21 protein-coding genes are annotated in these 24744 nt (G+C 71.6%); 17 read left to right on the top strand and 4 right to left on the bottom strand.

Annotated features, from left to right (window positions below):
• The coding region (locus D6689_01870) for an elongation factor G (GenBank protein RMH44702.1) at positions 1-1949 on the bottom strand (1949 nt) is incomplete at its 3' end.
• Positions 1950-2007: 58 nt separating this feature from the next.
• Between D6689_01870 and D6689_01865 the strand changes: the two genes are divergently transcribed.
• The 5 genes from D6689_01865 (at position 2008) to D6689_01845 (ending at position 7110) form a co-directional block, all read left to right on the top strand.
• Positions 2008-3096 carry a chorismate synthase gene (locus D6689_01865; protein ID RMH44701.1) on the top strand — a complete coding sequence of 363 codons (1089 nt, stop codon included), beginning with the start codon at positions 2008-2010 and terminating at the stop codon, positions 3094-3096.
• Between the two features lie 380 nt (positions 3097-3476).
• A complete protein-coding gene (locus D6689_01860) occupies positions 3477-3806 on the top strand; it encodes a non-heme iron oxygenase ferredoxin subunit (protein ID RMH44703.1) in 330 nt (109 codons plus the stop codon).
• 78 nt (positions 3807-3884) lie between these two features.
• The gene (locus tag D6689_01855) at positions 3885-4862 is read left to right on the top strand and encodes an electron transfer flavoprotein subunit alpha/FixB family protein (GenBank protein RMH44700.1); all 978 of its coding nucleotides are present in this window, start codon (positions 3885-3887) and stop codon (positions 4860-4862) included.
• Entirely contained in the window at positions 4859-5671 is an 813-nt protein-coding gene (locus D6689_01850; protein ID RMH44699.1) for a hypothetical protein, read from the top strand. Before D6689_01855 ends, D6689_01850 begins: the two co-directional genes overlap by 4 nt.
• Complete coding sequence (locus D6689_01845) at positions 5665-7110, top strand: hypothetical protein (protein RMH44698.1); 1446 nt, start codon at positions 5665-5667, stop codon at positions 7108-7110. Before D6689_01850 ends, D6689_01845 begins: the two co-directional genes overlap by 7 nt.
• Before the next feature lie 7 nt (positions 7111-7117).
• Here the strand turns inward: D6689_01845 and D6689_01840 are convergent, their stop codons facing one another.
• Both D6689_01840 and D6689_01835 read right to left on the bottom strand, forming a co-directional pair.
• Complete coding sequence (locus tag D6689_01840; GenBank protein RMH44697.1) at positions 7118-8548, bottom strand: CCA tRNA nucleotidyltransferase; 1431 nt, start codon at positions 8546-8548, stop codon at positions 7118-7120.
• On the bottom strand, positions 8428-11124 hold the full coding sequence (locus D6689_01835; protein RMH44696.1) for a tetratricopeptide repeat protein: 2697 nt from the start codon (positions 11122-11124) through the stop codon (positions 8428-8430). The genes D6689_01840 and D6689_01835 overlap by 121 nt, the downstream gene beginning before the upstream one ends.
• Before the next feature lie 44 nt (positions 11125-11168).
• Between D6689_01835 and D6689_01830 the strand changes: the two genes are divergently transcribed.
• Genes D6689_01830 through D6689_01815 form a run of 4 tightly spaced genes read left to right on the top strand, consistent with a single transcriptional unit; the run spans position 11169 to position 13948 of the window.
• The gene (locus tag D6689_01830) at positions 11169-11669 is read left to right on the top strand and encodes a hypothetical protein (GenBank protein RMH44695.1); all 501 of its coding nucleotides are present in this window, start codon (positions 11169-11171) and stop codon (positions 11667-11669) included.
• A complete protein-coding gene (locus tag D6689_01825; protein RMH44694.1) occupies positions 11663-12442 on the top strand; it encodes a hypothetical protein in 780 nt (259 codons plus the stop codon). Before D6689_01830 ends, D6689_01825 begins: the two co-directional genes overlap by 7 nt.
• Positions 12420-12662 carry a DUF4266 domain-containing protein gene (locus tag D6689_01820; protein RMH44693.1) on the top strand — a complete coding sequence of 81 codons (243 nt, stop codon included), beginning with the start codon at positions 12420-12422 and terminating at the stop codon, positions 12660-12662. Before D6689_01825 ends, D6689_01820 begins: the two co-directional genes overlap by 23 nt.
• Positions 12647-13948, top strand: coding sequence for a DUF3570 domain-containing protein (locus D6689_01815; protein ID RMH44692.1), 1302 nt, complete (start codon positions 12647-12649; stop codon positions 13946-13948). The genes D6689_01820 and D6689_01815 overlap by 16 nt, the downstream gene beginning before the upstream one ends.
• A gap of 43 nt (positions 13949-13991) precedes the next feature.
• Here D6689_01815 and D6689_01810 read toward each other — a convergent pair whose 3' ends face one another.
• Positions 13992-15347 (bottom strand): FHA domain-containing protein, encoded by a 1356-nt coding sequence (locus D6689_01810; GenBank protein RMH44691.1) that lies wholly within the window; start codon positions 15345-15347, stop codon positions 13992-13994.
• 110 nt (positions 15348-15457) lie between these two features.
• On the opposite strand from D6689_01810, the gene D6689_01805 reads away from it, so the two are divergent.
• The 8 genes from D6689_01805 to D6689_01770 all read left to right on the top strand — a co-directional run.
• Positions 15458-16147: an outer membrane beta-barrel domain-containing protein gene (locus D6689_01805; GenBank protein RMH44690.1), complete on the top strand. Its 690-nt coding sequence runs from the start codon at positions 15458-15460 to the stop codon at positions 16145-16147.
• The gene (locus D6689_01800) at positions 16129-16818 is read left to right on the top strand and encodes an outer membrane beta-barrel domain-containing protein (protein ID RMH44689.1); all 690 of its coding nucleotides are present in this window, start codon (positions 16129-16131) and stop codon (positions 16816-16818) included. Before D6689_01805 ends, D6689_01800 begins: the two co-directional genes overlap by 19 nt.
• Positions 16818-17489, top strand: coding sequence for a hypothetical protein (locus D6689_01795; protein ID RMH44688.1), 672 nt, complete (start codon positions 16818-16820; stop codon positions 17487-17489). Before D6689_01800 ends, D6689_01795 begins: the two co-directional genes overlap by 1 nt.
• Complete coding sequence (locus tag D6689_01790; GenBank protein ID RMH44687.1) at positions 17467-19491, top strand: hypothetical protein; 2025 nt, start codon at positions 17467-17469, stop codon at positions 19489-19491. Before D6689_01795 ends, D6689_01790 begins: the two co-directional genes overlap by 23 nt.
• Positions 19482-22595, top strand: a complete 3114-nt coding sequence (locus tag D6689_01785; protein ID RMH44686.1) for a hypothetical protein — start codon at positions 19482-19484, stop codon at positions 22593-22595. Before D6689_01790 ends, D6689_01785 begins: the two co-directional genes overlap by 10 nt.
• Positions 22585-23715, top strand: coding sequence for a tetratricopeptide repeat protein (locus tag D6689_01780; GenBank protein RMH44685.1), 1131 nt, complete (start codon positions 22585-22587; stop codon positions 23713-23715). Before D6689_01785 ends, D6689_01780 begins: the two co-directional genes overlap by 11 nt.
• Before the next feature lie 69 nt (positions 23716-23784).
• On the top strand, positions 23785-24078 hold the full coding sequence (locus D6689_01775) for a hypothetical protein (GenBank protein RMH44684.1): 294 nt from the start codon (positions 23785-23787) through the stop codon (positions 24076-24078).
• The coding region (locus tag D6689_01770; GenBank protein ID RMH44683.1) for a hypothetical protein at positions 24075-24744 on the top strand (670 nt) is incomplete at its 3' end. The genes D6689_01775 and D6689_01770, both read left to right, overlap by 4 nt.

Below are 24744 nucleotides of genomic sequence, written 5' to 3'. Positions count from 1 at the left end.
TATTTGAGCACCTCGGCCATCGGCACCGACGCGCTGATCTTGCCGCGCTTGCCCTCGGTCTCCATGTTGAGGACGCGCCCGCGGCGGCCGTTGAGGTCGCCCATCACGTCGCCGACCATGTCGGCCGGGCACTGCACGTCGAGCCGCATGTACGGCTCGAGGATGACCGGCTTGGCCTGCTTGTCGGTGAACGCCGCCTTGATCGCCTTGCGCCCCGCGGTCTGGAACGCGATGTCCGACGAGTCGACCGAGTGGTACTTGCCGTCGTACAGCGTGATCTTGACGTCGACCACCTCGTGTCCGGTGAGCGGCCCGCGCTTGAGCGCGTCGCGAATGCCCTTTTCGACCGACGGGATGTACTGGCGAGGAATCGCGCCGCCGACGATCTGGTTTTCGAACTCGATGCCACTGCCGCGCGGGAGCGGCTCGATGTGGATGTAACACACGCCGAACTGGCCGCTGCCGCCGGTCTGCTTCTTGTGTTTACCTTCGATGTTGCGGATCGGCGCCCGGATCGTCTCCTTGTAGGGCACCTTGGGCTCTTTGAGGACCACCTCGAGCCCCTGGCGCTTGAGCGTGTTGACCACGTAGTCGATGTGCGCCTGGCCGAGGCCGCCGAGCAGCATCTCCTTCGTCTGCGGATCGCGCTCGAACCGCAGCGACGGATCCTCCTCGCGCATCTTCTGGATGGCCTGCGACACCTTGTCCTCTTCCTTGCTGCTCTTGGCCGCGATGCCGAAGTTGAGCAGCGCCTCCGGTTCCTCGAACGGCGGCAGACAGAACGGCTCGCTCTTGTCGCACAGGGTGTCGCCGGTCGAGGTGTTCTTGAGCTTGGTGAGCGCGACGAGGTCGCCGGTCGTGGCCTTCTTGCACTCCACGCCGTTTTTCGTGCCGCCCATGGGGAAATAGATGTGCGACGGGCGGTCGGTCGCCTCCTTCGTGGCGTTGTACACGTCCTGTGACGGCGCCATCTCCCCGCAGTAGATGCGCGCGTACGACAGATTGCCGGCAAACGGGTCGTAGTGGGTGCGGAACACCTGCGCGACCAGCGCCCCCTCGCCGGGACGGCGCTCGAGCGGCGCGTCCTCGCGCAGGTTCTTGGTCCCCTTGAGCACCGGGCGCTCGAGCGGCGTCGGGAACGCCGCCTTGATGAAGTTCAGCAGCGGGCGCGCGCCCACATCCAGCGTCGGCGCGCCGACGAACACCGGCAGCACCTCCCCCTTGAGGAAGCCGGCCTTCAACCCGGTCGCCAACTCGTCCTCGCCGAGACTGCCCTCCTCGAGGTATTTCTCCATCAGCGCGTCGTCCGACGCGGCCACCGCATCGACGAGCTGTTCGCGCGCGGCGTCGACGGCTCCCGCCATGTCGCCCGGCACGTCGCCGACCGCGCCGTCCTTGAGGAAGGCCTTGCCGCTCAGGAGCGCGGCCACGCCGGAAAAGTCGGGGCCGAGCCCGATCGGCAGCGCGAGCACCGCCGCGTTGGCCGACAGCTCCTGTTTGATCTCGGCGATGACGTCGTCGTACGTCTGCGCCTCCTTGTCGACCTTCGTGACGAACACCGCGAACGGGATCTTCTGCTCGCGAAACACCTCGACGCAGCGGAACGTCTGCGGTTCGAGACCGTCGACCCCGCTGACGCACAGCACCGCCGCGTCGACCGCGCGGAACGCGCGCGCGGTGTTTCCCCAGAAGTTGGCGTCGCCAGGGGTGTCGATCATCCCGACCCACACGCCTTCCCACTCGACGAACCCCACGTTCGTCTGCACCGTCATCAGCCGCTCGAGCGCCTCCGGGTCGCTTTCGAGATGGAGCGTGCCCTGCTCGACGCTGCCGAGCCGCGTGGTCGCCTTCGCGTCGAACAAGCACGCCTCGACGAGGCTCGTCTTGCCCGATCCGCGGTGACCGAAGAACCCGACGACGCGCTTCTCTTCCGGTTTGTAGGTCTTCATCGCTGACCGCGTACGGTATTCGCAGGGCGCGCGCGACGCAAGTGGTAGTCTCGACCATATGGGCAACAGTTTCGGCAGGTTGTTCCGGGTGACGACCTGGGGCGAATCCCACGGGCCGGCCGTGGGGGCGGTTGTGGACGGCTGCCCGCCGCGCGTGGCCCTCGACGAGGCCGCGATCCAGCGCGAACTCGACCGCCGCCGCCCGGGGCAGTCGCGCCTGGTCACCCAGCGCCGGGAATCCGACCGGGTCGAAATCCTGTCGGGCGTGTTCGAAGGCCTCACCCTCGGCACGCCGATCGCGCTGCTGGTTCGCAACGAGGACGCGCGCGGCGGCGACTACGACGAGATGCGGACCAAGTACCGGCCGTCGCACGCCGACTACACCTACGACGCCAAGTACGGCATCCGCGCGTGGCCGGGCGGCGGACGCGCGAGTGCGCGCGAGACGGTCGGCCGGGTCGCCGCCGGAGCCATCGCCCGGCGCGTCCTCGCCGCGGCCGGCATCGACATCGTCGCGTGGGTCGACCAGGTCGGCACGCTGCGGGCCGACGTCGACGCGATGGCGGTCACCGCCGACGACGTGGACCGCACGCCCGTCCGGTGTCCAGACGCGGGCGCGGCGGCGCACATGATGGACGCGATCGCCGCCGCCCGCCGCGACGGCGACTCGCTCGGCGGCATCGTGCGGGTCGTCGCGCGCGGTGTGCCGCCGGGGCTCGGCGACCCCGTATTCGACAAGCTCGACGCGGACCTGGCGAAGGCGATGATGAGCCTGCCGGCGGCCAAGGGCGTCGAGATCGGCTCGGGCTTCGCGGGCGCGGCGATGCGCGGCTCCGAGCACAACGACCTGTTTTATCGCGACGGAGAGCGCGTGCGCACCCGCACCAACCGATCCGGCGGCATCCAGGGCGGCATCAGCAACGGCGAGGCGATCGACGTCCGCGTGGCGTTCAAGCCGACGGCGACGATCCTGCGGCCGCAGGCGACCGTCGACGTCGAGGGCAACGACACGACGATCGCGCCGCGCGGTCGCCACGACCCGTGCGTGCTGCCGCGCGCCGTCCCGATCGTCGAGGCGATGGCGGCCATCGTGCTGTGCGACCACTGGCTGCGCCAGCGCGCGATCGCCGAGGGCTCGGCGCGGTGACGCGGGCCGAGAAAAAAACAAGCGAAGAGCCGGCCCGCGTTACGTTGGGTTGGGGGGTGCCTGTCGGACGCTTGGAGGTAGTTGCGCTGCGTGTTCGCGTCCTGCGTCTCGCCGGCCGGACTCTTCGGCTTGTCCCGGCACAAGAGCAATCGACATGCCACTTCCCCGCCCTCGGCGGCAAATGAATTCCGAGAACTTGGCGGGCCGTGTGACGCAAGCGACCGGCGGGCGCCTGGCTACTGTAGCCGCCAGTGAGAACGACGGTCGCAGTGAACCCGTCGCAGTGAACCGGCTACGGCCCGCGACGCGCCGCCGCGCCCGCTGTCACCCCGGCCTGCTAGCGTCGCGGTGTGGCGACGAAGCGCAGCCTCGCCGCGGCGCTGGATCTCGCAGAGCCGGCGGCAATCGAGGGTCTCGCCCCCGGCGCGCCGGTCGACCGGCCGACGGTGCGGCAGGCGCTGCGGCGCGCCCGACCCGGCTGCGTCGTGCCCGCCCGGCTCGGCCGCCGGCCGGTCGCGCTGGTCGTGCTGCCGGATGGCAGCGCGTACGCGGTCGACGACCGCTGCCCGCACGACGGCGGGCCGCTGTCGTCCGGCTTCGTCGACGGCGGCGCGCTCGTGTGCGACCGGCATGGTTGGGAGGTCGACGTCTGTACCGGCCGGTGCCCGTTGCGCCCCGGCGCCGGCGTGGCGTCCCGCCGGGTGCGCTGACTGCGGCTCCGCGGCGGCCCGTTCGCGCCCGCGACGCGGTTTCTTGACCCGTTTCGGCCGGTTCGATAGCGTCGTGGGTTGGTGGCTGGCGTCGTCGTCTTCATCGAACGCGAGGGGGATCGGCCCGCACGCGCGTCGCTCGAAGTGCTGGGCGAGGGCCGCCTGATCGCGTCGACCCTGGGCGCGCCGCTCGTGGCCGTCACCGCGGGGCCGCCGGACGCCGATGCGCGGGACGACCGCGATGCGCTGGGACGCCGCGGGGCCGATCGGGTCGTCGCGCTGCGGGGGGCGGCCCTCGGCGCGCCCACCGCGTGGCAGCCGCACGGCGCGGCGCTGTACGATGCGATCGAGCCGGCGCGGCCGCTGCTGATCCTGATGGCGGCCACTCCGGCCGGCCGCGACATCGCGCCGCGCCTGGCCGCCCGGCTCGGCGGCGCGTTCGTGGCCGAGCCGTCGATCGAGTGCGGGCCGCGCGGCGATCTCGTGCTGTCGCGACCGCTGTTTCACGCGCGGTGGCTGCGCCGCCTGACCGTCACCGAAATCGACCGGCCCGTCGTCGCCACCGTGTCGACCGGCGCGTTCGCCCCGAGCCGCGGCCGCGCCGGAGACGCGCAGCTTCAGTGGATCGACGTGCCGGTCCGCGCCGCCGCGCCGCTGGCCGTCCTCGACGAGACCGACGACGACGGCGCGGACCTGGATCGCGCGACGGTCGTCGTCACCGTCGGCGCCGGCGTCCGGAGCGACCGCGACGTCGCCCTCGTCCGCGACCTCGCCGAGCGGCTCGGCGGAGCGTTCGGCGCGACCGGATCCGCGTGCGCCGCCGGCCTCGCGCCCCGATCGCGGGAAGTCGGCGTCGGCGCGCGGCACGTCGCACCGCGGCTGTACGTCGCGTGTGCGGCGTCCGGTTCGCTCGCCCACCTCGGCGCCGTCGCCGCCGACGCCGAGATCGTCGCGATCAACACCGACCCAGCCGCCCCGATCTTCCGGGTGGCCAGCTACGGCGTGATCGGCCCCGTCGGCGACGTCGTGCCCGCGCTGATCGAGGCGGTCCCGTGACCGCCCCGCCGCCGCTGCGCGTGCTGCTGCTCGCTCGCCGCCTGCGCGGCAGCCCCGAGGGCGAGCCGGCCGACGACGTGCTCGGCGTGTGCGAACGCGCCGCGCTGCGCGCTGCGTTGCATATACAATCGACTCGCGGCGCGCGCATCACCGCGATCGCGGCCGGCCCGGCGCAGCGCGAAGATCGCGTGCTCGCGATGGCGCTGCGCGCGGGATGCGACGCCGCCGTGCGGGTGTTCGACCCGATCCTGCCCGCCCTCGACGCGGTCGGCGTCGCCCACGTGCTCGCGGCGACCGCCGCGCGCGTCGGCTACGATCTCGTCGTGTGCGGCGACCGTTCCGAGGACGAGGGCTGCGGCGCGATCGCCGCGGCCGTCGCGGAACAGCTCGACGTGATGCACGTGACCGGTGCCGTCGACGTGCGCGCCGAGGGCGATCCGGCCGAACTCGTCGCGGCGATCCGCCGCGCGGGTCGCGTGTACACCGTGTCGACGCCGCTGCCGGCGGTGGTCGGCGTCGCGCGCTTCGACCGGCCGCTGCCGGACGTGGCGCCGGAGCGGGACGCCGACCGCGAACTCGACGAGTCCCCGCGCACGCGTCGACCGCCCGACGCGCCGTCGATCGAAGAGTTCGACCTCGAAGCGGTCGGCCTGTCGGCGGCCGAGCTCCGGTACCGCAGGTCGCTGGCGGGCGCCACTCGTCCGGCGCGCATGCCGCGCCAGCCGGTCCTGTTACCCGACGGCCGGGCGTTGTTCGAGCGCCTGCGCGACGACCACCTGTTCGCCGACGCAGGAGGACGCGCGTGGTAACGAAGGCGCGCCAGGTCACCGGGCCGCGGGTCCACGTGGTCACCGACGCCGACGGCCTCGCGGCCCAGGTCGCGCGCGTGCTCGAGGTGCGCGGCATCCGGACGTTCGTGTCGGCCACGGTCGCCGACGCGGTCGCCGAAGGCGCCGGGCCGGTTGCCTATGCACCGACTACGCCGCCGACCCCCGACGACGCGGCCGTCCTCGCGCCCGCCTGTGCGCGCGCCGCCGCAGGCGGCCACCCCGTCGCCGTGCTCGCCGCCTACGAGCGCGCCGGCGGTGACGCCGCCGCGCGCCGAGCCGCCGCGCTCGCGCACCTGCGCGCGCACGGCGCCGTCGTCTGTGCCGATCCCGACACGTGGCTGGAGCTGCTCGCCCTGCTGTCGGCGTACGGGTTGCCGCCTGGCCCGCGCGTCGCCGTCGTCGCGCCGCCCGGCACGTGGCTGGCGCTGTCGGCGACGGCGTTGGCCTCCGAGCCGACCGCGGCGGGCGACCGCGCGGCGCCGCTGTACCGCGACGCCGCCGGCGCCGGCCCTGCCGACGTAGCGCTCGTCGACCGCGCCGAACTCGCCGGACGCGCGCCGACCCGCGTCGGCAACGCGCTGGTCGTGCCGGTCGTCGGCCGCGCCGAGGCGCTCGTCGCCGGCAGCGCGGTCGCGCTCGTCGGCCTGCGCGCCGCGATCGCGGCGGCGACGTTGGCCGGCCGCTGCGCGCAGCGCATCGCCGCTGGGCTCGGCCCGGCTGCCCCCGGCGACGCCGACGTACCGCTCGATGTGGACGACGAGCGATTCGACCGCCAGCTGCGCCAGCTCGTCGGCCGCGCCGGCGACCACGAGACCAAGGTCATGTTGCGCGCCTGGGGCGTGCCCGTCACCCGCCAGGCGGTCGCGGCGACCCCGTCGGCGGCGACTCGGCTGGCGAAACGCGCGGGGTTTCCGGTCCAGGTCAAGCCGTGGAGCGCCGACGCGCCGCCCGAACCGGACGGCTGCCCCGTGGAGGTGGATTTGTGGAACGCGCCCGACGTGCGGCGCGCGTTCGTCACCGTGACGCGCGAGGCCGGTCTGCCCGAGGGGTCGCCGGTCATCGTCCGCGAAACGCCACCTGCGGGCCGGGAGGTGCGCGCGCAGATCGTCCGCGACGACGCGCTCGGGTGGACGGCGGTGGTCCACGTAGCCGGCGCACCGCCAGTCGCCGCGCCGGCACCGTTGCGCGCGGTCGACGCCGCCGAGCTCGTGCGCGCGGTCGAGGCGACCCGCGCCGGCGACGCCGAGCCGGACCGCGACGCGCTCGCCGAGTTGCTCGTCCGCGCGTCGCACATGGTCGCCGTGCACGACGACGCGTTCGACCGGCTCGATCTCGCCCGCGTCATCGTCGCCCCGCGCGGCGAGGGAGCCGTCGTGGTCGACGCGCGCGCGTCGCTGTCGCGGCGGTCGCCCCGATGACCGCCGGTCACTCCCCGGCGGCCAGCCGCGCCGCGAGCGCGTCGGGGGTGTTCTGCGACGGATCCTCGAGCACCGCGTCCAGCAGGCGGTCGAGCGCCCGGCCGACCTCGGGCCCCGGCGGCACGCCCAGAATGCGCATCACGTCCGCGCCGGTGATCGCCAGGTCGCCGACGGCCACCGGCTCGCCGCGGTCGAGCACCGCGCGCACGCGATCGGGCAGGTCCGCGGCGCCGTGCACGGCGCGCGCCACCAGTGCGGCGTCCATCGCGTGCGCCCGGCCGGCGCGCGCGACGAACCGGCGAACGTCGGCGTCGGTCCAGCCCGGTCCGTAGGCCGCGCGGCCGTGTTCGATCGCGCGCTCGACGCGGCGGCGGTCCTCGTTCGACAGCCGCAGGCGGCGGGCGACGCGTCCCGCCGTGCGCGCGTCGGCGCCCGCGATCAGCGCGGCAAACCGCAGCGGCGCGTCCGGCGGCAGCGCGTCGACGACGGCGATCGGCTCGCTGCGCTCGGGCAGGATCGCGTCGAGCACGCCGGTGCGCTCCGCGACGGCGAGCCCGCGTGCCGCATGCGGCGCCGCGAGCAACTTGAACAGCTCGACGCGCACGCGCTCGGCCGACACCTTGCGCAACGACGGCAGCGCGCCGGGGATCGCCGCCTCGGTCGCGGGATCGACATCGAAGCCGAGCGCCGCCACAAACCTGACTGCGCGCATCACGCGCAGGCCGTCCTCGCGAAACCGCTCGCGCGGATCCCCGACCGCCCGCAACACGCGCCGCTCCAAGTCGCCGCGCCCGTCGAACGGGTCGACGAGGCGACCGCTGTCCGGGTCGTACGCGATCGCGTTGATCGTGAAATCCCGCCGCGCCAGGTCCTCTCGCAGCGGCACGCCGAAGTGCACCTCGTCCGGGCGGCGCGCATCGGAATAGGTTCCCTCGCCACGGTACGTGGTCACCTCGATCGGCGTGCCGCCGATGACCACCGTCACCGTGCCGTGGTCGACGCCGGTCGGGATCGTCCGGCGAAACAGCGCCATCACCTCGTCGGGCAGCGCGCCGGTCGTCACGTCCCATTCGGCCACCGGGCGGCCGAGCAGCGCATCGCGGACCGCGCCGCCGACGACGTACGCCTCGTGGCCGGCGCCGCGCAAAACGCGGCACACGGTGCGCGCGGGCCGGGCCACCGGGAGATCGATGCGCGGGTCGCCGGTCACACCGCCTCCGCATCGGGACGGCCCGCGCGGTGCGGCATGGCGGCCCGACGGCGACCTGTGCCCGGCCGGCGCGCGGCGGCCTGTGCGCTCGACGGCGGCGCCACGCCCTACTCCACCGCGGCGGCGCCGCGCAACCGGCCGAAGATCTCGTCGGCGCGGCGGCGCAGTTCGGCCGCCGATGCGGCGTCGCCGCACCGCTCGCGAAACGCGGCGTACGCGCGATAGCAGCGCGCGAGTTCGATCGCGTTGTTGAGTTCGCCGAGGATGTCGACCGCCTTACGGAAGTGTTCCTCGGTCGCCGCCCGGTCCGCCGGCGGCAACGGCCCGGCGGCGAGCACGGCCCCCAGCACCCGGTGAGCCGTGCCGACGTGCACGGCCGAGCCGATCGACTCGCCCAGCCGCAGGGCTCGGTCCGCCTCGTCGCGCGCCTTGGCGGCGTCGCCCGCGGCCAGGTGAATGGCCGCCAGCCGCCGGTGCGATTCGGCCAGCGTGGCGCGGTCGCTGAGCGCGCGCGCCAACTCGAGCGCGCGGGCCAGGTGGGCCAGCGCGTCGTCGACGTGGCCAACGTTGCCCTCGCACTCGGCCAGCAGCGACAGCACCTGCGCCTCCGCCAGCTTGTCGCCGATGTCCACGGCGATGGTCAGCCCTTCGCGCAACAGGTCGAGCGCCATCTCGAAGTTGTCGTCGTCGGCGTGGACACCGCCCAGGTCGACGAGCGACTGCACGACCCCCTGCATGTCGCCGGCGTCGCGCCGCAGGTCGAGCGCCTCGCGGAATTGCTCGACCGCCGCCTTGAACGCCCCCGAGTCGCGGTGTACCCGGCCGATGTTCGCTAGCGACAGCGCGATCGACCGGCGGTCGCCGAGCGCCCGGCGAATCGCGAGCGCCTGGCGATAGTAGTTGAGCGCCTGGGCGTATTGGCCGCGCAGCCAATGGACGCGGCCGATGTCGTCGAGTGCACCCGCGACGCCGCGCTGGTCGCGCGCGCGCTCGAACAGGCGGTGCGCCTCGCGCAGGTGATCCATCGCGCGGTCGTACTCGCCCCGGCGCCGGTAGATGCGGCCGAGTCGGCCGTGGGCGGCGCCGGCCTTGGCCTGGTTGTCGAACAGCCACGCCGCCTGAAGCATCTCCGAGAACCGCGCGAGCGCCTCGTCCGTCCGGCCGACCAGATCGAGGACGTCCCCGAGGTTGTGCAGCGCCTCGAGGCGCGCGAGCGCGTCGTCGTCCTCGAGCATCGCCAGGCCCCGCGTGTACAGCTCGACCGCCTGTGCATTCGCGTAGCGCGCCCGCGCCTTGTCGCCGCCGGCGAGGTAACAGCGCGCCGCGCGGCGCCGGTCGCCTCCGCGCTCGTACAGTTGCGCGAGGAACTCGAGCTGCTCCTCGGAGCGGTCGGACAGGCGTGCCTCCAGCCACTGGCCGGCGACGCGGTGGTAGCGGGCGCGGCGGCTGGGCTCGGTGCTCTTGGCGACCAGCTCGCGCTCGAGGTTGTGCTTGAACACGAGCTCGACGTCGCCGGCGATCGTGGAGTCCTCCGGCTCGAGGCGCAGCAGGTAGTCGCGCTCGACCAGGTCGTCGATGATGCGTTCGACCTGGTAGCGGATCGGCTCCGACTCGGCGGTCCACTCGTACGACAAGTTCGGCCGCGGCGGCACCGGCGCGCTGTCCGCGCGCGCCGCCCGCTCGCGCTCGTGTGCCTCGATCCGCTGCATCGCGACGATCGCGCCGGTCCAGAACACGTGGCCGAATACCGCGCCCTTTTCGAGCACGTCGCGCTCGGCGGCCTCCAGCGCGGCGATCCGCGCCTCGATCGCCTCCTCGATCGAGATGGGCAGTTCGGTCGCCGCGGCCTTGTCCGGGTCGAGCGCCCACCGCTCGCCGGTGGCGTCGATCGTGCCGTTCGCGAGGAACAAGCGGACCAGTTCCTCGAGGAAGTATGGGTTGCCGCCGGTCATCTCGACCGCGTCCTCGACGATGTCCTCCGGCACGTCGCCGCACCGGGCCAGCAGTTTTCGAAACATGTCCTCGGCGGCGTCGTCCGGCAGATTGCGCAGCTCGATGCGCAGATGGTCGGTCCCCGCGTCGGCCCACTGCGGGCAGCGAATCAGCATGTCGGGCCGAGTGCAGGCGATCAGCACGACCGCCGAGCCGCCGAGCCCGGCGGCGACCTCGCGCAATAGCCGCAGCGTGTCGTCGTCGGCCCACTGCAGGTCGTCGAACACCATCACCAGCGGGCTGCGCGCCGCGTCCATCTCGATGAAACGGCGCAGCACCGTCCGCGCGATCTCGGCGTGCTGCTCCGGGTTGTCCTTGAGCACCCGCAAAAACGGCGAGTCGGGGAAGTGCAGGTCGAGGAACCCGCCGAGGAAGTGCAGCACCTCGCCGATGCGCGCATCGCCGAACACCGCTTCGACCTCGCGGCGGAACACCGCCATTTGGCGCTCGCGCGGATCCGATTCCTTGATGGCGAACCGATCGCGCAAATACGTCGCGAGCGCCTCGTGTTTCGGGCCGTTTTGCGAGCTGCGGCCGCAGAACACGCGCACCGGCGGCGCAACGTGGCGCTCGATCAGCTCCGCGACGAGGCGCGTCTTGCCGGTGCCCTGGTTGCCGATCACCGTCACGATCTGCGGCGCCTGGAAGTCGACTGCGGTCGCGAGCGCGTCGCGCATCGCCGCGAGTTCGGCGTCGCGGCCCACGAGCGGACTGCGCACGCCGCGCACCGCGAAATGGTCCGCGGGCTGGGTCTTGGCCCGGTCGAACGCGCTGTCCTGCCTGCTCACGGAGATCTCACCTTGCCCGAACATGACAAGTCGTGTCGAGGGGGTGTAGGATGCTTCGGGCCGCTCGCATGTCCTGGCAGCCAGTTTACTGGGGTCCCACGGGGGGACGAGCCCGCATTGCACCCGCGCGGCTGCGCGGCTGGGCGATCCGCGTCGCAGCCGCGTGGGCCGCCGCGTTCGCGGCCGGTTGCCCGACCGTGGACCTCGGCCAGGAGCCGCCCGCGCCGGCGCTGTGCCGGCCGGACCGCGCCTACTTCGACACCGAGTTGTGGCCCAACCTGATCGCCGCGCCCGATGCGCCGTACAACTGCGTCGCCGCCGGCGGGTGCCACGAGCGGGCCAGCGGGCGGTCCGCGCTGCGCCTGATCGTCAACGACCCGCCGTCGCCCGGGGACTTGCAACAAAACTACGACGTGGTGACCCGGTTCCTCAACTGCGGCACGCCCGGCGCCAGTCCGTTTCTCACCAAGCCGCTGGCCGGCGTGGACCCGCATGGCGGCGGCGACCTGATCGAGCCCGGCTCCATGGCCGAGGAGATCTTCTGCGCGTGGTTCCCCGACGGATGTTGACCGCCCGCATCGCCACCGCGGCTTGCGCGATCGCCACCGCGCTGTGCGCGGCACCCGGCCGAGCCGCCGCCGACTCCTACGTCCGCGTCATCACGTCGCGCGCGCCGGTCTACTCGGGGCCGGCGACGTCGTTCCGGCGCCTGTACACGGCCGAGCGCGGGGACGTGTTCGCCGTGGTCAAGCGCGCCACCGACGGCTATTGGTTCAAGGTCGAACTCGAGGACGGGACGACCGGGTGGATCTACGGGGAACTCGTCTTCCCGTTCGAGGTCGTCGAGGACGACGACGCGGGCGCCCTGGTGCGCGCGTGGCGCGCGACCCGGCGGGCGCTGTTCGCCCCGTCGCCCGTGCCGACCGCCGACGTCGAACTGTCGTTTTCGGCCGGCGCACTCGGCGACGAGGGGGTGTTCGCCCTGCGGCCGGCGTGGCTGGTGGACGAGCACTGGGCGATCGAGGCGTTCGCGGGGCTCAGCCCCCGTGCGCAGCAGGACGTATTTTTGTACGGGGCCGGCTGGACGTTTCGCCTGTGGCCCGGCTCCGCCCTCGGTCCCAACGTCCACGCGTGCTTCGGAGGCGCAACGGTGCGCAACAAGGCGGACGCCCCCGTCGGCGAGGAAGGCTCGCAGTTCGCGCTGTGCGCGGGTGGCGGCTTCGAGTTGACCTTCAAAAAGCAGATCACGGTGCGCGCGGACTTCCGCAACTGGACCGTGTTCGACCCCGACCGATCAACCAACTCCCAGGAGTACAGCGGTGGGCTGGCGATCTTTTTCTGACCGAACGAAAGCGGCGGCGCTCGCGGGCCTGGTCGCCGCGGCGGCGGCCGGCTGCGGCCGCTACGCGGTGCGCCCCTCGGAGAAGGAGCACCTGGCCGACCGCGCGATGCAGTTCGACGAGGACGCCGCCGAGACCGCCGCCGACGAGCACGTGCTCACCAATCGCGAAGCCGCGGCCGGCGGCCGCGGTGCACAGGGAGGCGGATGCGGCTGCAACTGACTGCCTGCCGCACGACGGCAGTCGCCGCGTGCGTGGCGGTCGCGGCGGTCGCGGCGGCCGCGCGCGCCGACGACTCGATCGAGGCGGCGACGACCTGGTTTCAGGAGCCGCGCCAGGGCGGCAAGGGCCTCACCGTGATCCACCCGTCGTTCGGGGTGGGCTTCGACCTCGGAGCGGTCGTCGGCATTCACCTCGGCTATACCGCCGACGTCGTGAGCGGAGCGACACCCGCGGTGTTCACCGTCGACGCGGTGTCGTCGGCCACCGAATTCTCGGACACGCGCCACGCCGGGTCGGCCGCGCTGTCGTTCACCGGCCGGTCCGCGTCGCTCGCCCTGTCGTCGGACGTCGGCGTCGAGCGCGACTACGTCAATCTGTCGGTCGGGGCGAGCGCGACCGTGTTCCTGCCCGGCAAAAACACCCAGCTGTCGCTGTCGTACAGCCACTCGTTCGACGAGGTGTGCGATCGGGACAACTCCGACGCCAACGGCGCGCTCGAAAATCGTCCGCTGTCGATCGAGACGTGCAAAAAGCGCGGCCTGTTCGGCGAAGACAGCCCGGCGATCGCGAACGACGGCACCCCGGGCGCCGGCACGGTCTGGCGCGATCTGACCATCGACACGCTGCAGGCGTCGGTCACCCAAAACTTCACGCCGACGGTCGTCGGCCAGATCAACGTCTACGGCTCGGTGCTCGACGGCTTCCAGAGCAATCCGTACCGGCGCGTGCGCGTCGGTCAGGTCGAGGCACAGGAGCACCACCCGGACGTGCGCGGTCGCCTCGCCGTGCTCGCGCGCGCCAACAAGTACGTGGTCGGCGCGCGCGGCGTCGTCGGCGCCTCCGTCCGCGGCTACGCCGACACCTGGGGCGTCGAGGCCGCCTCCGCCGAGATGTCGTACAGCCAGTACGTCGGCTCGTCCCTGCTCGTGCGGCTGCGGGGCCGCTTCTACCAGCAGACGCAAGCCAAGTTCTTCAAGGACGCGTTCTTCTACCAGACCGAGGGGCCCGCCGGCGCCTACTTCACCGGCGACCGGGAACTCGCGCCGCTGCGCAACGTGTTGGCCGGAGCGAAGCTCAGCTACATCGCGGCGGACGACGCCGGCGGTGAGGTCTGGGGCGTGTTCGACGAGGTGATGTTCAATCTCAAGGCGGACGTGCTGTTCTACAAGGAGTTGCCGGCCGAAAGCCCGAGCGAAAACCCGACGGGCATCGCTCGCCAGTACGCGACGAGTACCGGCCTGATCGACGCGCTCGTCCTGCAACTCGGCCTGCGCCTGCGCTACTGACCGAGCCCGAAGTCCGCCTCCCGCTCGCCGCGCGAGCACTGGCCTACAGCGACGCGGGATCGATTCCGTACTTTTTGAGCAGCTTGTGCAGGTACTTGCGGTCCATGTCGGCGTCGCGCGCCGCCTTGGAGATGTTGCCCCCGTTGCGACGCAGCAGCCACTCGAGGTAACGGCTCTCGAACTGCTCGTTCCACCGTTCCTTCTGCTCGCGAAACGACAGCCCCGGCTCGAACTCCACGCGCGGGCCGCGGCCGCCGCCGAGGACGAGCGGCTGGTCGCCGAGCGGTGCGACGAGTCGCCCGGCGTCGGTGCCGAGCGCCAGCGCCCGTTCGACGACGTTGCGCAGTTCGCGCACGTTGCCCGGCCAGTCGTGTGCGCACAGCGCCGCCATCGTGCTCTCCGGGATCTCCGGCGCCGCACCGCCGGCCAGCTTGTCGATGAAGTGGCGTACGAGCAACGGGATGTCCTCTTTGCGTTCGCGCAGCGGCGGCGCGACGATCGGGACGACGTTGAGCCGGAAGTACAGGTCCTCGCGGAACTTGCCCTTGTCGACCTCTGCGCGCAGGTCTTGCCGCGTCGCGGCGACCACGCGCAGATCGACCTTGATCACCTTGCTGCCGCCGACCCGGCGCAGTTCGCGTTGCTCGAGCACGCGCAGCAACTTGGGTTGTAGATCCAACGATAGCTCGCCCAACTCGTCGAGGAACACCGTCCCGCCGCTGGCGAGCTCGAACGCGCCCTGCCGCTGGGCGCTCGCGCCGGTGAACGCCCCTTTTTCGTGGCCGAACAGCTCGCTCTCGATCAGCGTGCCGGCGACCGCTCCGCAGTCGACGACGATGAACGGCCCATCGCGGCGCGGCGACAATTGGTGGATCGCGCGCGCGATCATGTCCTTGCCGGTGCCGGTTTCCCCCTCGATCAGCACTGTCGCGTCGGTCGGCGCAATCCGCTCGATCAGGCCGAAGATCTCCCGCATCGCCATCGACCGGCCGACCATGTCGCCGAGGTGGTCCTTGTCGGACGGCAGGATTTCGATCCGCTCCTCGAACGGGGTGAATTTCAGTTCCACGGCGCCGGCCGAGATCACGGATCCGGCGCGAATGTAGGCCTCCTTGATCTCGGCGCCGTCGAGAAACGTGCCGTTCGTCGACCGCAGGTCGCGCAGCAAGTAGCCCTTGCCGTCGCGCACGATCTCGAAGTGGTTGCGGGACACCGTCTCGTCGGTCAGCGTCAGGTCGTTGTCGGCCGACTTGCCTACCCGGATGACGTCCGACGACACGACGTACTCGGCCCCGCGGTCCGGTCCGGTGAGGACCACCAGCTTGCAGCGGCGCAGGTTGACCGTCGGCGGTCCCCCCTCGCGGTGGATGGTCGTGCCCGTCAGATGCTCGGCGCCCACGTGAGCCGATCCTACTCGTTTTCATTTGTGGTCGCTAGACCACAGCCCCCTACATTTCTAGGCATTCCGACGAGTTGACCGCACGGTAGCCGGAGCGTACCCTTTCAGGGGTGCTGAGACTGGCCGTGGTCGCAGTCGGGGTGGGCGCCGCGCTCGGAGGGGCGGCAGAACGCGCGGCGCGGGCCGACGCCCCGTCCGACACCGCGCCGCCGAACTGTCTCGATCAATCGATCAAAGACGAACTCGGCCGCACTCTCCGCCCGCGCGGCGTCCAGAAGCGCCCGTTCACGAAAGACGACCGCATTCAGCTCGTCGCGCGCGGAGGCCTGTTCGCGGCGGACCTGTTTTCGACGTCGTACATCTACGGCGGCGCGGCGGCCTACTGGCTCACCGAGGATCTCGGGCTCGAAGTGTCGTTCGACGCCACGCCGATCGCGCTCGACCTCGACGGGCCGGTGGCCGACTTCTTCGGCGACGATCGGTTCGAGTCTCCCGGAACCGGCTACCTCGCGCTGGGCGGCCTGCTGTGGTCGCCCATCCACGCGAAAATGAAGATCGGCGGGAGCATCGTCCACTCGGACGTGATGTTCGCGCTCGGCGCGGGACGGCTGTTTCACGACACCGTACAGGGCATCACGTTCGACGCCGGCATGGCGATCGAGCTGTTCGCGAGCCGCTTCGTCACCGTGCGCCTCGACCTGCGAGACGTCATCGCCGTGCAGGAGGCGGTTGCCGAAACCCGCCTCACCAACAACCTCGTCGCCAGCTTGGGGCTGTCGCTGTGGACACCGGCCTGGTAACGCGCGCGGTGTGCGCGGCGTGGCTCGCCGCCGCGGTGTGGGCGCCGGCAACGGCGCGCGCCGACACCTCGACCGCCGGTCGCTGCGTCGATCAGGAAATCGCCGACCGGCTGGCGGTCAAACGCCAGCGGCGCGGCCACCGCGACACGCTGTTCGTCAAACAACAACGCCACGAGCTGTCGATCGGCGGCGGCTACTACGTATCCGATCTGTATTCGGCGACCTACGTCGCCGGCGTCGCATACACCTTCCACATGACCGAACAGACCGCCGTCGAACTGTCGGCGTCGATGACCCACGCCGACGCCGAGCTGATCCGGGCCATCGAAGACCTGCGAGGCAGGACGATCGACGAAACGTTCGCTCGCGTGTGGTTGGGCGAATCGCTGCTGATCTGGTCGCCCATCCACGGCAAGTTTCGGTTCGGCGGCAGCATCCTGCACTTCGACATCCACGTCGACGCGGGCGTCGGCGTGGTCGACGCGCAGACCAGCCGCGGCATCACCGGGACCGGCGGCGTCGGCTTCAAGGTGTTCTTGGGGCGCGCCGCCGCGCTGCGGATCGACGTCCGCGACCACGTCTTTCAGCAAGAGCTGCTCGACGAGACCTTTCTCGTCAACGACCTGTCCGCGACGGCTGGACTGTCCTTGTTTCTGCCGATGAGGAACTGATGGCACGACGCATCCCCACAGGGCTCGTAGCGCTCGCGGTCGTCGCGGCGGCCCCGGCGGCACGCGGCCAGAGCAAGGCGGCCGGCGCGAAGCCCCCGCCGGCGACCGAGGCATCGGCGAGCGCGAATTCCGACGCTGACGCACCGCCCGACCTCGACGCGCTCCGCAAGCAGTACCTGCGCTTGCGCGACAAACTGTTTCGCTCGCGCGCGCGCGCTGCCGCGGTGGGCGACGCCTTGTACTCGACCAAACTGAGCCTTCGCCTCCACTTCGCCAGCGGCCGGTTTTACGCGGTGGACCGCGCGACGATCCGGCTCGACGGCGCCAACGTGTTCGACGACACGCAGGGCACGATCGCGGCCGACCGCGCGCCTCGGTTCGAGGGATTCGTCGCGCCCGGGCGCCACGTCGTGTCGGTGCGCATCGAGGTGACCGGCAAGGACGACGACCGGTTTCAGTCGACGGTCGACGGCTCGTTCACCCTGCTCGCCCCCGCCGGGAAGCTCGTCGTCGTCGACATCACGGCGAAAGACGACGGGGACATTCCCTATGCGTGGAAGAAGAAGCAACGCGGGAGTTATCGCCTCCGCCTCGACGCCGACGTCCACACCGAAACCCGCGAGGGGGCGGACGGCAAGGGCATTCGCCGTGCACAGCTGCACCGGAACTAGGCCGCGGCGGCCGCGCGGCGGCCGCGTCCTGCTGGCGGCGGCGCTCGCGGCGGCCGCGCTCGCGCCCGGCGGGCTGCCGTTCGTGGCCGCGGAAGAACCGGCCGACCCGGTCGAGGCGACCATCGGCGACTACTTCCAGGAACTCGAGCGCGCCGGCTTGATCGACGTGAACACCGGCTCGCAGAGGGCGCTCGCGGCGGAGCTACGCGCCGCCGAGGCGCTGTTGGCCGACGGCAATCCGTTCGAGGCGGCGGTCGCCCTGTACGCCATCGTCGAGTCGCCGCGGTTTACCGACTTTTCCGACACGGTGGAATATCAGAACGCCGAGTACGCGCTCGGCGTCGCGCTGGCGGCGAGCGGCGCGTACGAGTCGGCGCTCGACACGCTCGTGCGCGTGCTCGAGCGAGGCCCGTCGTCGATGTACTTCGCGCCCGCACACCGCCGCGCGGTCGACATCGCGCTCGAAACGCGCGACTACCGCGGCGTATTGGCGCGCCTCGACGCGCTGCGGCTGTCCGAGCCGCTGCCGCCGGGGGCGGTCGGCGAGCAAGCCTACCTGCGCGCGCGCGCGGCCTATGCCGCCGGCGACCTGGGTGCGGCCGAGGCCGAGTTGGTCAAGATCGGCCGCAAGAGCCGGCTGTACTCGTCGGCGCTGTATTTGCGCGGCGTCATCCGCGCGCGCCGCGGCGAATTGCAGGCCGCCACCGACGCGCTGTGTGAGATCGCCCAGACGCCGGACACCGACAAGTACACGTTCGTCGTCGACGATCGCTACTTCACGATCAAGGATCTTGCGCGGCTCGGCCTCGGCCGGATCGCCCACGAGGAAGGCCGCTACGACGACGCCTACTACCATTACTTCCAGATCCCGGACGACTCCGACCGGTTGCCCGAGGCCCTGTTCGAGGCCGCGTGGTCGATGTACCAAAAGCGCGAGTTGCCCACGGCGCGCGACCTCGTCGACGAGTTCCTCCGCACGTTCCCGGACTCGCCGCTCGTCCCCGAAGCGCTGTTGCTCGCCGGCTACATTGAGCTGGCGGACTGCCAGTTCACCGCCGCCCAGGCGCACTTCGACCGCGTCGTGGCTCGCATCCAACCCGTCGTCGACGAGTTGGCAGCCCTGCGGAAGGATCCGGATCGGCGCTCCCGCCTGTTCGACCGGGCGCTTCGCCGGTGGCGGCGGCGGCGCGACGACCCGGACGCCCGCCGGCCGCTGGCACCGAAGACGCGAATCGACCAGGTCGTCGCGCTGCTGCGCCTCGATCCCCAGTTCGTGCGCTTGCACGAGGCGATCGCGGGCATGCGACGCGCCGCCGGAGACGCGCCGCACGCGGTCCGGGCGTGGACGACCCTCGCCCGCCGCGTCGCTCGCCAGCGCGTCGGCGCCGCCGCGCGCGAACCGACGGCCGAGCAGGAGGACGCCGACGACGCCAACGCGCTGCTCGAAGACGTGCGGCGACTGCGCGACGAAGTGGACCGCGCGCGCGCCGAGCTGCGCCGCGGGGTCCGCGCCGGCACCCTGCCCGCCGACGCCGCCGACGCCGAGCGCAAGCGCCTCGATCTGCTCGCGTCGGAGATCGACGTGCTCGAGGCGGACGTCGACCGCGCCGCACGGGCGGCGGAGGCGGCGCTGCTGTCGGACGCCGACGCGCAGCTCGGCCACCTCGTCGGCCGCGATCTCGCCGCCGCGCGCGCGCTCCGCGTCGAGGCCGCCGCGCTGCTCGACCGCCTGCAGGCGGCCGCCGACCGCCTCGCCGCCGGCGCGGTCGACCGGCTCTACAGCCAGATGCGGCGCGTGGTCGACAAGGCCAAGCTCGGCAAGATCGACGCGGTCATCGGCCAAAAACGCCGGCTGGACATCGAGGTCGCCGATCTGTCCGCCGGCCGCTATCCCCCCGAGTTGTTCGGCCGGATGTGGGAGCAGGGCCTCATCGGCGACGACGAGGAGGTGTGGCCGTTCGAGGGAGAACTGTGGCGCGACGAGTACGAAGGATGGCGGTGACCGCACGTCCGGTCGCGGCGGTCGCGCTCGCCGCTGCGCTCGCGGCGCCGCCGCCCGCCGTAGCCCAGTCGACCGCGGAGATCGACGAGGGCGCCGCGCGCGACCTGTACATCCGCAAGCGGCCGCCGATTCCCGAGTCCCCGCGCATCCCGAAAGACCTGCTGCCGCTCATCGAAAAGAAGGAGCGCGAGCGCGACGCGAAACGGCGCGAAGCGATCGCGCTGCTGGAACGGTTCCTCGCCGGCAAGCCGACCGGCAAGGGCGAGGCCGACGGCCTGTTCAAGCTCGCCGAGCTGCTGTGGGAGGAGGCGCGCAGCGACTACGTCAAGGCGATGGCGCAATACGAGCGCCGCGTCGAGGCGTGCCGCCGGCGCCGCACGTGCAAGCGCCCCCCCAAGGAGCCCCGCCTGGACTTTTCCCGGTCGGAGAAGCTCTACCGGCGCTTGCTGGCGGACCACCCCGACTATGAGCACACGGACCTCGTCTTGTACCTGATCGGCTTCGCCGCGCGCGAAGCCGGGCGCATCGAGGAAGCGCTCGGCTATTTCCGCCGCGTGATCGACGAGCACCCGGACTCGCCCCTGTACGGCGACGCGTGGATGATGGTCGGCGAGCACCACTTTGCGCTCGGCCACTGGGCCGACGCGCGCGACGCCTACCAGCATATCCTCGATCACCCCGAGTCCAAGAGCTACGACCTGGCGCTGTTCAAGACGGCGTGGTGCTACTGGAAGCTCGCCGACACGCAGACCGCGGCCAAGCTGTTCAAGCAGGTGCTCGACCTGGCGGCCGAAGCCGAGCGGTCGGGCACCGAGCGCGAGCGCCGGCGGCGCGCCCAACTCCGCGACGAAGCGCTCGACTACCTCGTGCTCGTCTTCACGGAAGACGAGAGCATTCAGCCCAAAGACGTCTACCAGTTCCTCGCCGAGATCGGCGGCGAGCGGTACTCGCGCGACGTGCTCGTGCGCCTGGCGGACCTGCACTTCGCGGAAGCGGACTACGAGCGGGCCAAGCGGGCCTACCGGTTCCTCATCGACCTGGACCCCGCGCATTTGCACGCGCCGAAATACTTCCGCCAGATCGTCGAAGCCGACGTGGCCGCGCTCGACTTCGACGCGGCCCTCGCGGACATGGAGCAGCTCGCGAAGCGTTACGGGCCGGGCTCGGATTGGGCCGAAGTTCACAAGCGACAGCGCGCGCAGGTCGACCGCGCGATCGCCGCCAACGAGCGGCTGCTGCGCAACATCGCCAAGAACCTGCACGCCGCGGCACAGGAGGACGAGCGCGCCGCGAAGGGCGCGGTGGACCGCGAGCTGTACGCGCGAGCCGCGCGCGCCTACGAAATCTACCTCGCCCATTTCGCAGAGTCTCCGCACGCGATCGAGATGCGCTACCTGCGCGCGGAGATTCTCAAGTTCAAGTTCGGCGACCAGGAGCGCGCGGGCGACGAGTATCTCGCGGTCGCCAAAACGGCGCCGGTCGGCAAGTTCCACAAGGACGCGCTGCTCAAGGCGATGGACTCGTACGAAAAAGCGCGCCCCAAGATCGAACCGGGCAAACGCAAAGAACTCCTGCCGGTGGACCGCAAGTTTGCGGAGGCGGTCGATCTGTACGTCAAGCTGTTCCCCGGCGACGACGAGATGGTGTCGATCGTGTTCAAGAACGGCCAGCTGTTTTACGACTATGGCGACTACGACGAGGCCGTCAAACGGTTCGGCCTGATCGTCACCGAGTTTCCCGACCACCCGAACGCGGGAGCGGCCGGCGACCGCATCCTCGACGCCCTCAACAAGAGCGAGGACTACGAGAACATCGAATACTGGGCGCGCCAGCTCAAGAAATCGAAGGCGTTCGCGTCAAAGGCTGAGCAAGCGCGACTGGATCGGATCATCGTCGAAGCGATCGGCAAAAGTGGCGAAAAGTACGCGGCCGGCGGCCACTACGACAAGGCCGCCCGCTTCTACCTGCGCATTCCGAAAGAGTACCCGAACCACCGCCTCGCGCCGCAGGCGCTGTACAACGCCGCCGTCCTGCTCGAAAAGGCGAAGAAGCCCGAGGAAGCGGCGCGCACGTACCTCGCAGTGGCCGAGCGCTACCCGGACAGCGACCGCGCCGAGGCGGCGGCGTTCGCCGCGGCACAGGTGTACGAGGACACGGCGTACTTCGAACGCGCGGCCGACACGTACGAGTACGTCGCCGACAAGTTCCCGCGCGGCGACAAGGGCGCCGACGCGCTCTACAATGCAGGCGTGTTGCGCCAAGCGCTCGGCCAGCCGCGCCGCGCCATCCGCCACTACGAGCGCTACGCGAAACGCTACGCGAGCCGCAAGGACGCCGAGGACGTCGCGTTCCGCGTCGGCGTCGTCTACGAGGAAGCCGGAGACGACGGCCGCGCGCACCGCGCGTTCCTCGCCTACGTCAAGCGCTACCGGCGCGGCAAACACGTCGTACAGGCGCTCACGCGCGCCGGGCGCACTTCGCTCAAACTCGGCCACACGAAGCGCGCGGCGCGCGAGCTGGCCGACGCGCTCGCCGCGTACAAGCGGCTCAGTCGCGACGCGCGCGCCGCCGCCACGCGATGGGCGGCCGAAGCACGCTACCTGCAAGGGGAACTCGTATTCAAGCAGTACGCCGCGATCGGCCTCGACGTGCGACCGCGCAAGCTCAAACGGACGCTCGACCGCAAGTCGAAGCTGCTCGACGAGGCGATGAACGTCTACCTCGACGTCGTCGAATACGGTGACCCGCAGTGGAGCACCGCCGGGCTGTACCGCATCGGCCAGATCTTCGAACAGTTCGCGATCGCGATGCAGCAAGCGCCGACGCCGCCGGAGCTCAACGAGCAGGAGGCGCAGGTCTACCGCGACGAACTGGACAACTACGTCATCGGCATCGAGGAGCGCGCCATCGAGCTGTACGCGGCCGGCTACCGCAAGGCACTGGAACTCGGCGTATACAACCAGTACACGCGGTTGTTGCGGGAAGCGCTGTCTCGAATGGCGCGCAGCCAGTACCCGCCGGAGAACGAGGCGCGCGAGGGGCCGCGCCTCGCCGACGTCCCGCCCGACCCGGAGCTCATCGAGGAGGTGCTGCGTGACGAGTAGGCGCCGCGCGGCGGCGGTCGCGTGCGTCGCCCTGGCGATTGCGGCGGCCGGCTGCGGCGGGTCGTCGCGCGCGGCACGCGGCGCCCGCTCCCCCGCCGCGGTCAAGCTGCCGCCGGTCAATCCCGAGGCGCTCGCGCAGTTCGACGCCGCGATGCGAGCGCTGCGCCTCGGCGGCCCGGACGCGCTCGACCGCGCGCGCGCGCGACTCGAGCGGGCGGTCGCCATCGACGACAAGCTGTGGGAGGCCTGGTACGACCTCGGCGTCGTGCTGTACCGGGACGGCGACGACGAGGCCGCGGCCGACGCATTCGGCAAGGCCCTCGCGATCAACCCGTCGCACACGCCTGCCCTGCTGGCGCGCGCGGAGGCCTACCGGCGCGCCGGCCAGCCGGACCGCGCGCGCGACGACTACCGGACCGCGCTCGAACGCGACCCGGAGAACGTCGACGTCCACATTCGATACGCCTCGTTGTTGCGCGAACAACAGCGGCTCGACGACGCGCTCGACGCGGCGCGCGAGGCGCTGCGCTACGCGGCCAGCCCCAAGGCGCTGGTCGAACTCGGCCTGATCTACCTCGCGCAGGGCCGCGACGAGCTGGCCGAACTCGTGCTGCGCAAGGCGTTGGCCGCCGACGAGAAGCTGCCGGCCGCATGGAACGCGCTGGCGCTCGTGTCGATGGCGCGCGGTCGCGACCAGGCGGCGTTCGAGCAGTTCGACCGCGCCGCGGCGATCGATCCCGCGTTTACCGACGCGCGGTTCAACAAGGCGATCGTGTTGCTGCAGGCGGGCGACTACGAGCGCGCCGCAACCGAACTCGCGGCGGTCGTCGACCGCAACCCGGAAGACTGGGGCGCTCACGTCGCCCTCGGCATCGCGCAGCGCGGCACCGGTCAGTTCGCGAAGGCGCGCCAGACGTGGGAGGCTGTAGTCAAGCGTGCGCCGAAGCGATCGCGAGCGCGCGCAGATGCGTTGTTCAACCTCGCCGTGCTCGCGATGGACTTCGGCGACCGCGACGAGAACGCCGCGCGCGCGGCGCTGGAACGATACCTGCAAAACGCCCCGAAGCGTCACGCCAAACGCAAGGAAGCCAAAGCCCGACTCGACGAATTGGGGCAGTAAGCCCCCACATTGGCGCGCACCTGCGGGTCCGCGACCACAGGTTTACGCATGAGTTCCTTTCGCCGTCTATTGCTGCTCGCCCTGTTGACCGCAGCCCTCGCGGTGCCGGCCTCCGCGGACGCGCAGCGCAAGCGGCGCCGCAAGCGGGCGCGCCGCCCTCAGAAGGCGCCGGCCGCCAAGGTCGAGGACAAAAAGGGCGCCAAAGTGTTCGACTTCACCGGATTGCAACTTGGCGGTCGCCTGCGGTCGCCGCAGCTTCTGTACTTCCTCGACCGGGCGACCGAAGAACTCGAGCGCGCGTCGCTCGAACGACGTTCGTTCATTCCCGAGATGGTCAAATCGGTCGACGAGGAGGCGCTGTGACGAACGCCGGACCCCGCGCCGGCGCGCTGCGCGTGAGCCACATCTGGCGCGACGAAGTCATGGCCGACCGCGTGTTGCCGATGCCCGGCTCCGGCGCGGTCGATCGCGCGCAGCGAGCCGTCGCCATCGCCGGCATCGCGGCCGCCGCGGTCGTCGTCCTCGTCGCCGTGTACGGCGCCCTGTGGATGCCGTCGCCGCCGGAGCCGCCGCCGCCCGGCGCGGTGCCGGAGGACGTGCGCCAAGAGGCCGTCCGCGCGTACCAACGCGCCGCCGACCGCCGCCTGTTTTACGCCCTCGGCGGCGTCGGGCTCGTGGGCCTCGCGCTCGCGGCGCGCTACCTGCGCAAGGTGACGCGCGGGGCGGCCGACACGTCGCCGGTGACCATCGGGCCGGATGCGGACGCGATGTTCACCACGCCCGACCTCGGGCTGCCGCGGGGCTTCGCGCTGATCCGCTGGGGCTCGCGCGGCCATGTGCTCACCCTCGGCGAGGGCATGTGCGGGACCGTCAAGCTCGGCGGCGAGGAGATGGCGGTCGACGATTTTCTTGCGCGCAGCGGCGAGCGTCCGCGCGGCAGCGCCGGCGCGTTCCGGGCGACGCCGATCTCCCCCGGCGATTGGGGCCTGGTCGAACTCGACGGGCGCGGCGATCACAAGGTGTTCTTTC

Source organism: Deltaproteobacteria bacterium, from assembly GCA_003696105.1.
Lineage (GTDB): Bacteria > Myxococcota_A > Polyangia > Haliangiales > J016 > J016.
Note: the sequence above shows the minus strand (reverse complement) of the source record. Positions and strands in the feature narration are given on the sequence as shown.

Bases quoted from the DNA above. Each gene is read 5' to 3' on its own strand.
- D6689_01825 (RMH44694.1), top strand. From the start codon at position 11,663: ATGTTGACCGCCCGCATCGCCACCGCGGCTTGCGCGATCGCCACCGCG.
- D6689_01795 (RMH44688.1), top strand. From the start codon at position 16,818: ATGGCACGACGCATCCCCACAGGGCTCGTAGCGCTCGCGGTCGTCGCG.
- D6689_01865 (RMH44701.1), top strand. From the start codon at position 2,008: ATGGGCAACAGTTTCGGCAGGTTGTTCCGGGTGACGACCTGGGGCGAA.
- D6689_01830 (RMH44695.1), top strand. From the start codon at position 11,169: ATGTCCTGGCAGCCAGTTTACTGGGGTCCCACGGGGGGACGAGCCCGC.
- D6689_01815 (RMH44692.1), top strand. From the start codon at position 12,647: ATGCGGCTGCAACTGACTGCCTGCCGCACGACGGCAGTCGCCGCGTGC.
- D6689_01835 (RMH44696.1), bottom strand. From the start codon at position 11,124: ATGTTCGGGCAAGGTGAGATCTCCGTGAGCAGGCAGGACAGCGCGTTC.
- D6689_01785 (RMH44686.1), top strand. From the start codon at position 19,482: ATGGCGGTGACCGCACGTCCGGTCGCGGCGGTCGCGCTCGCCGCTGCG.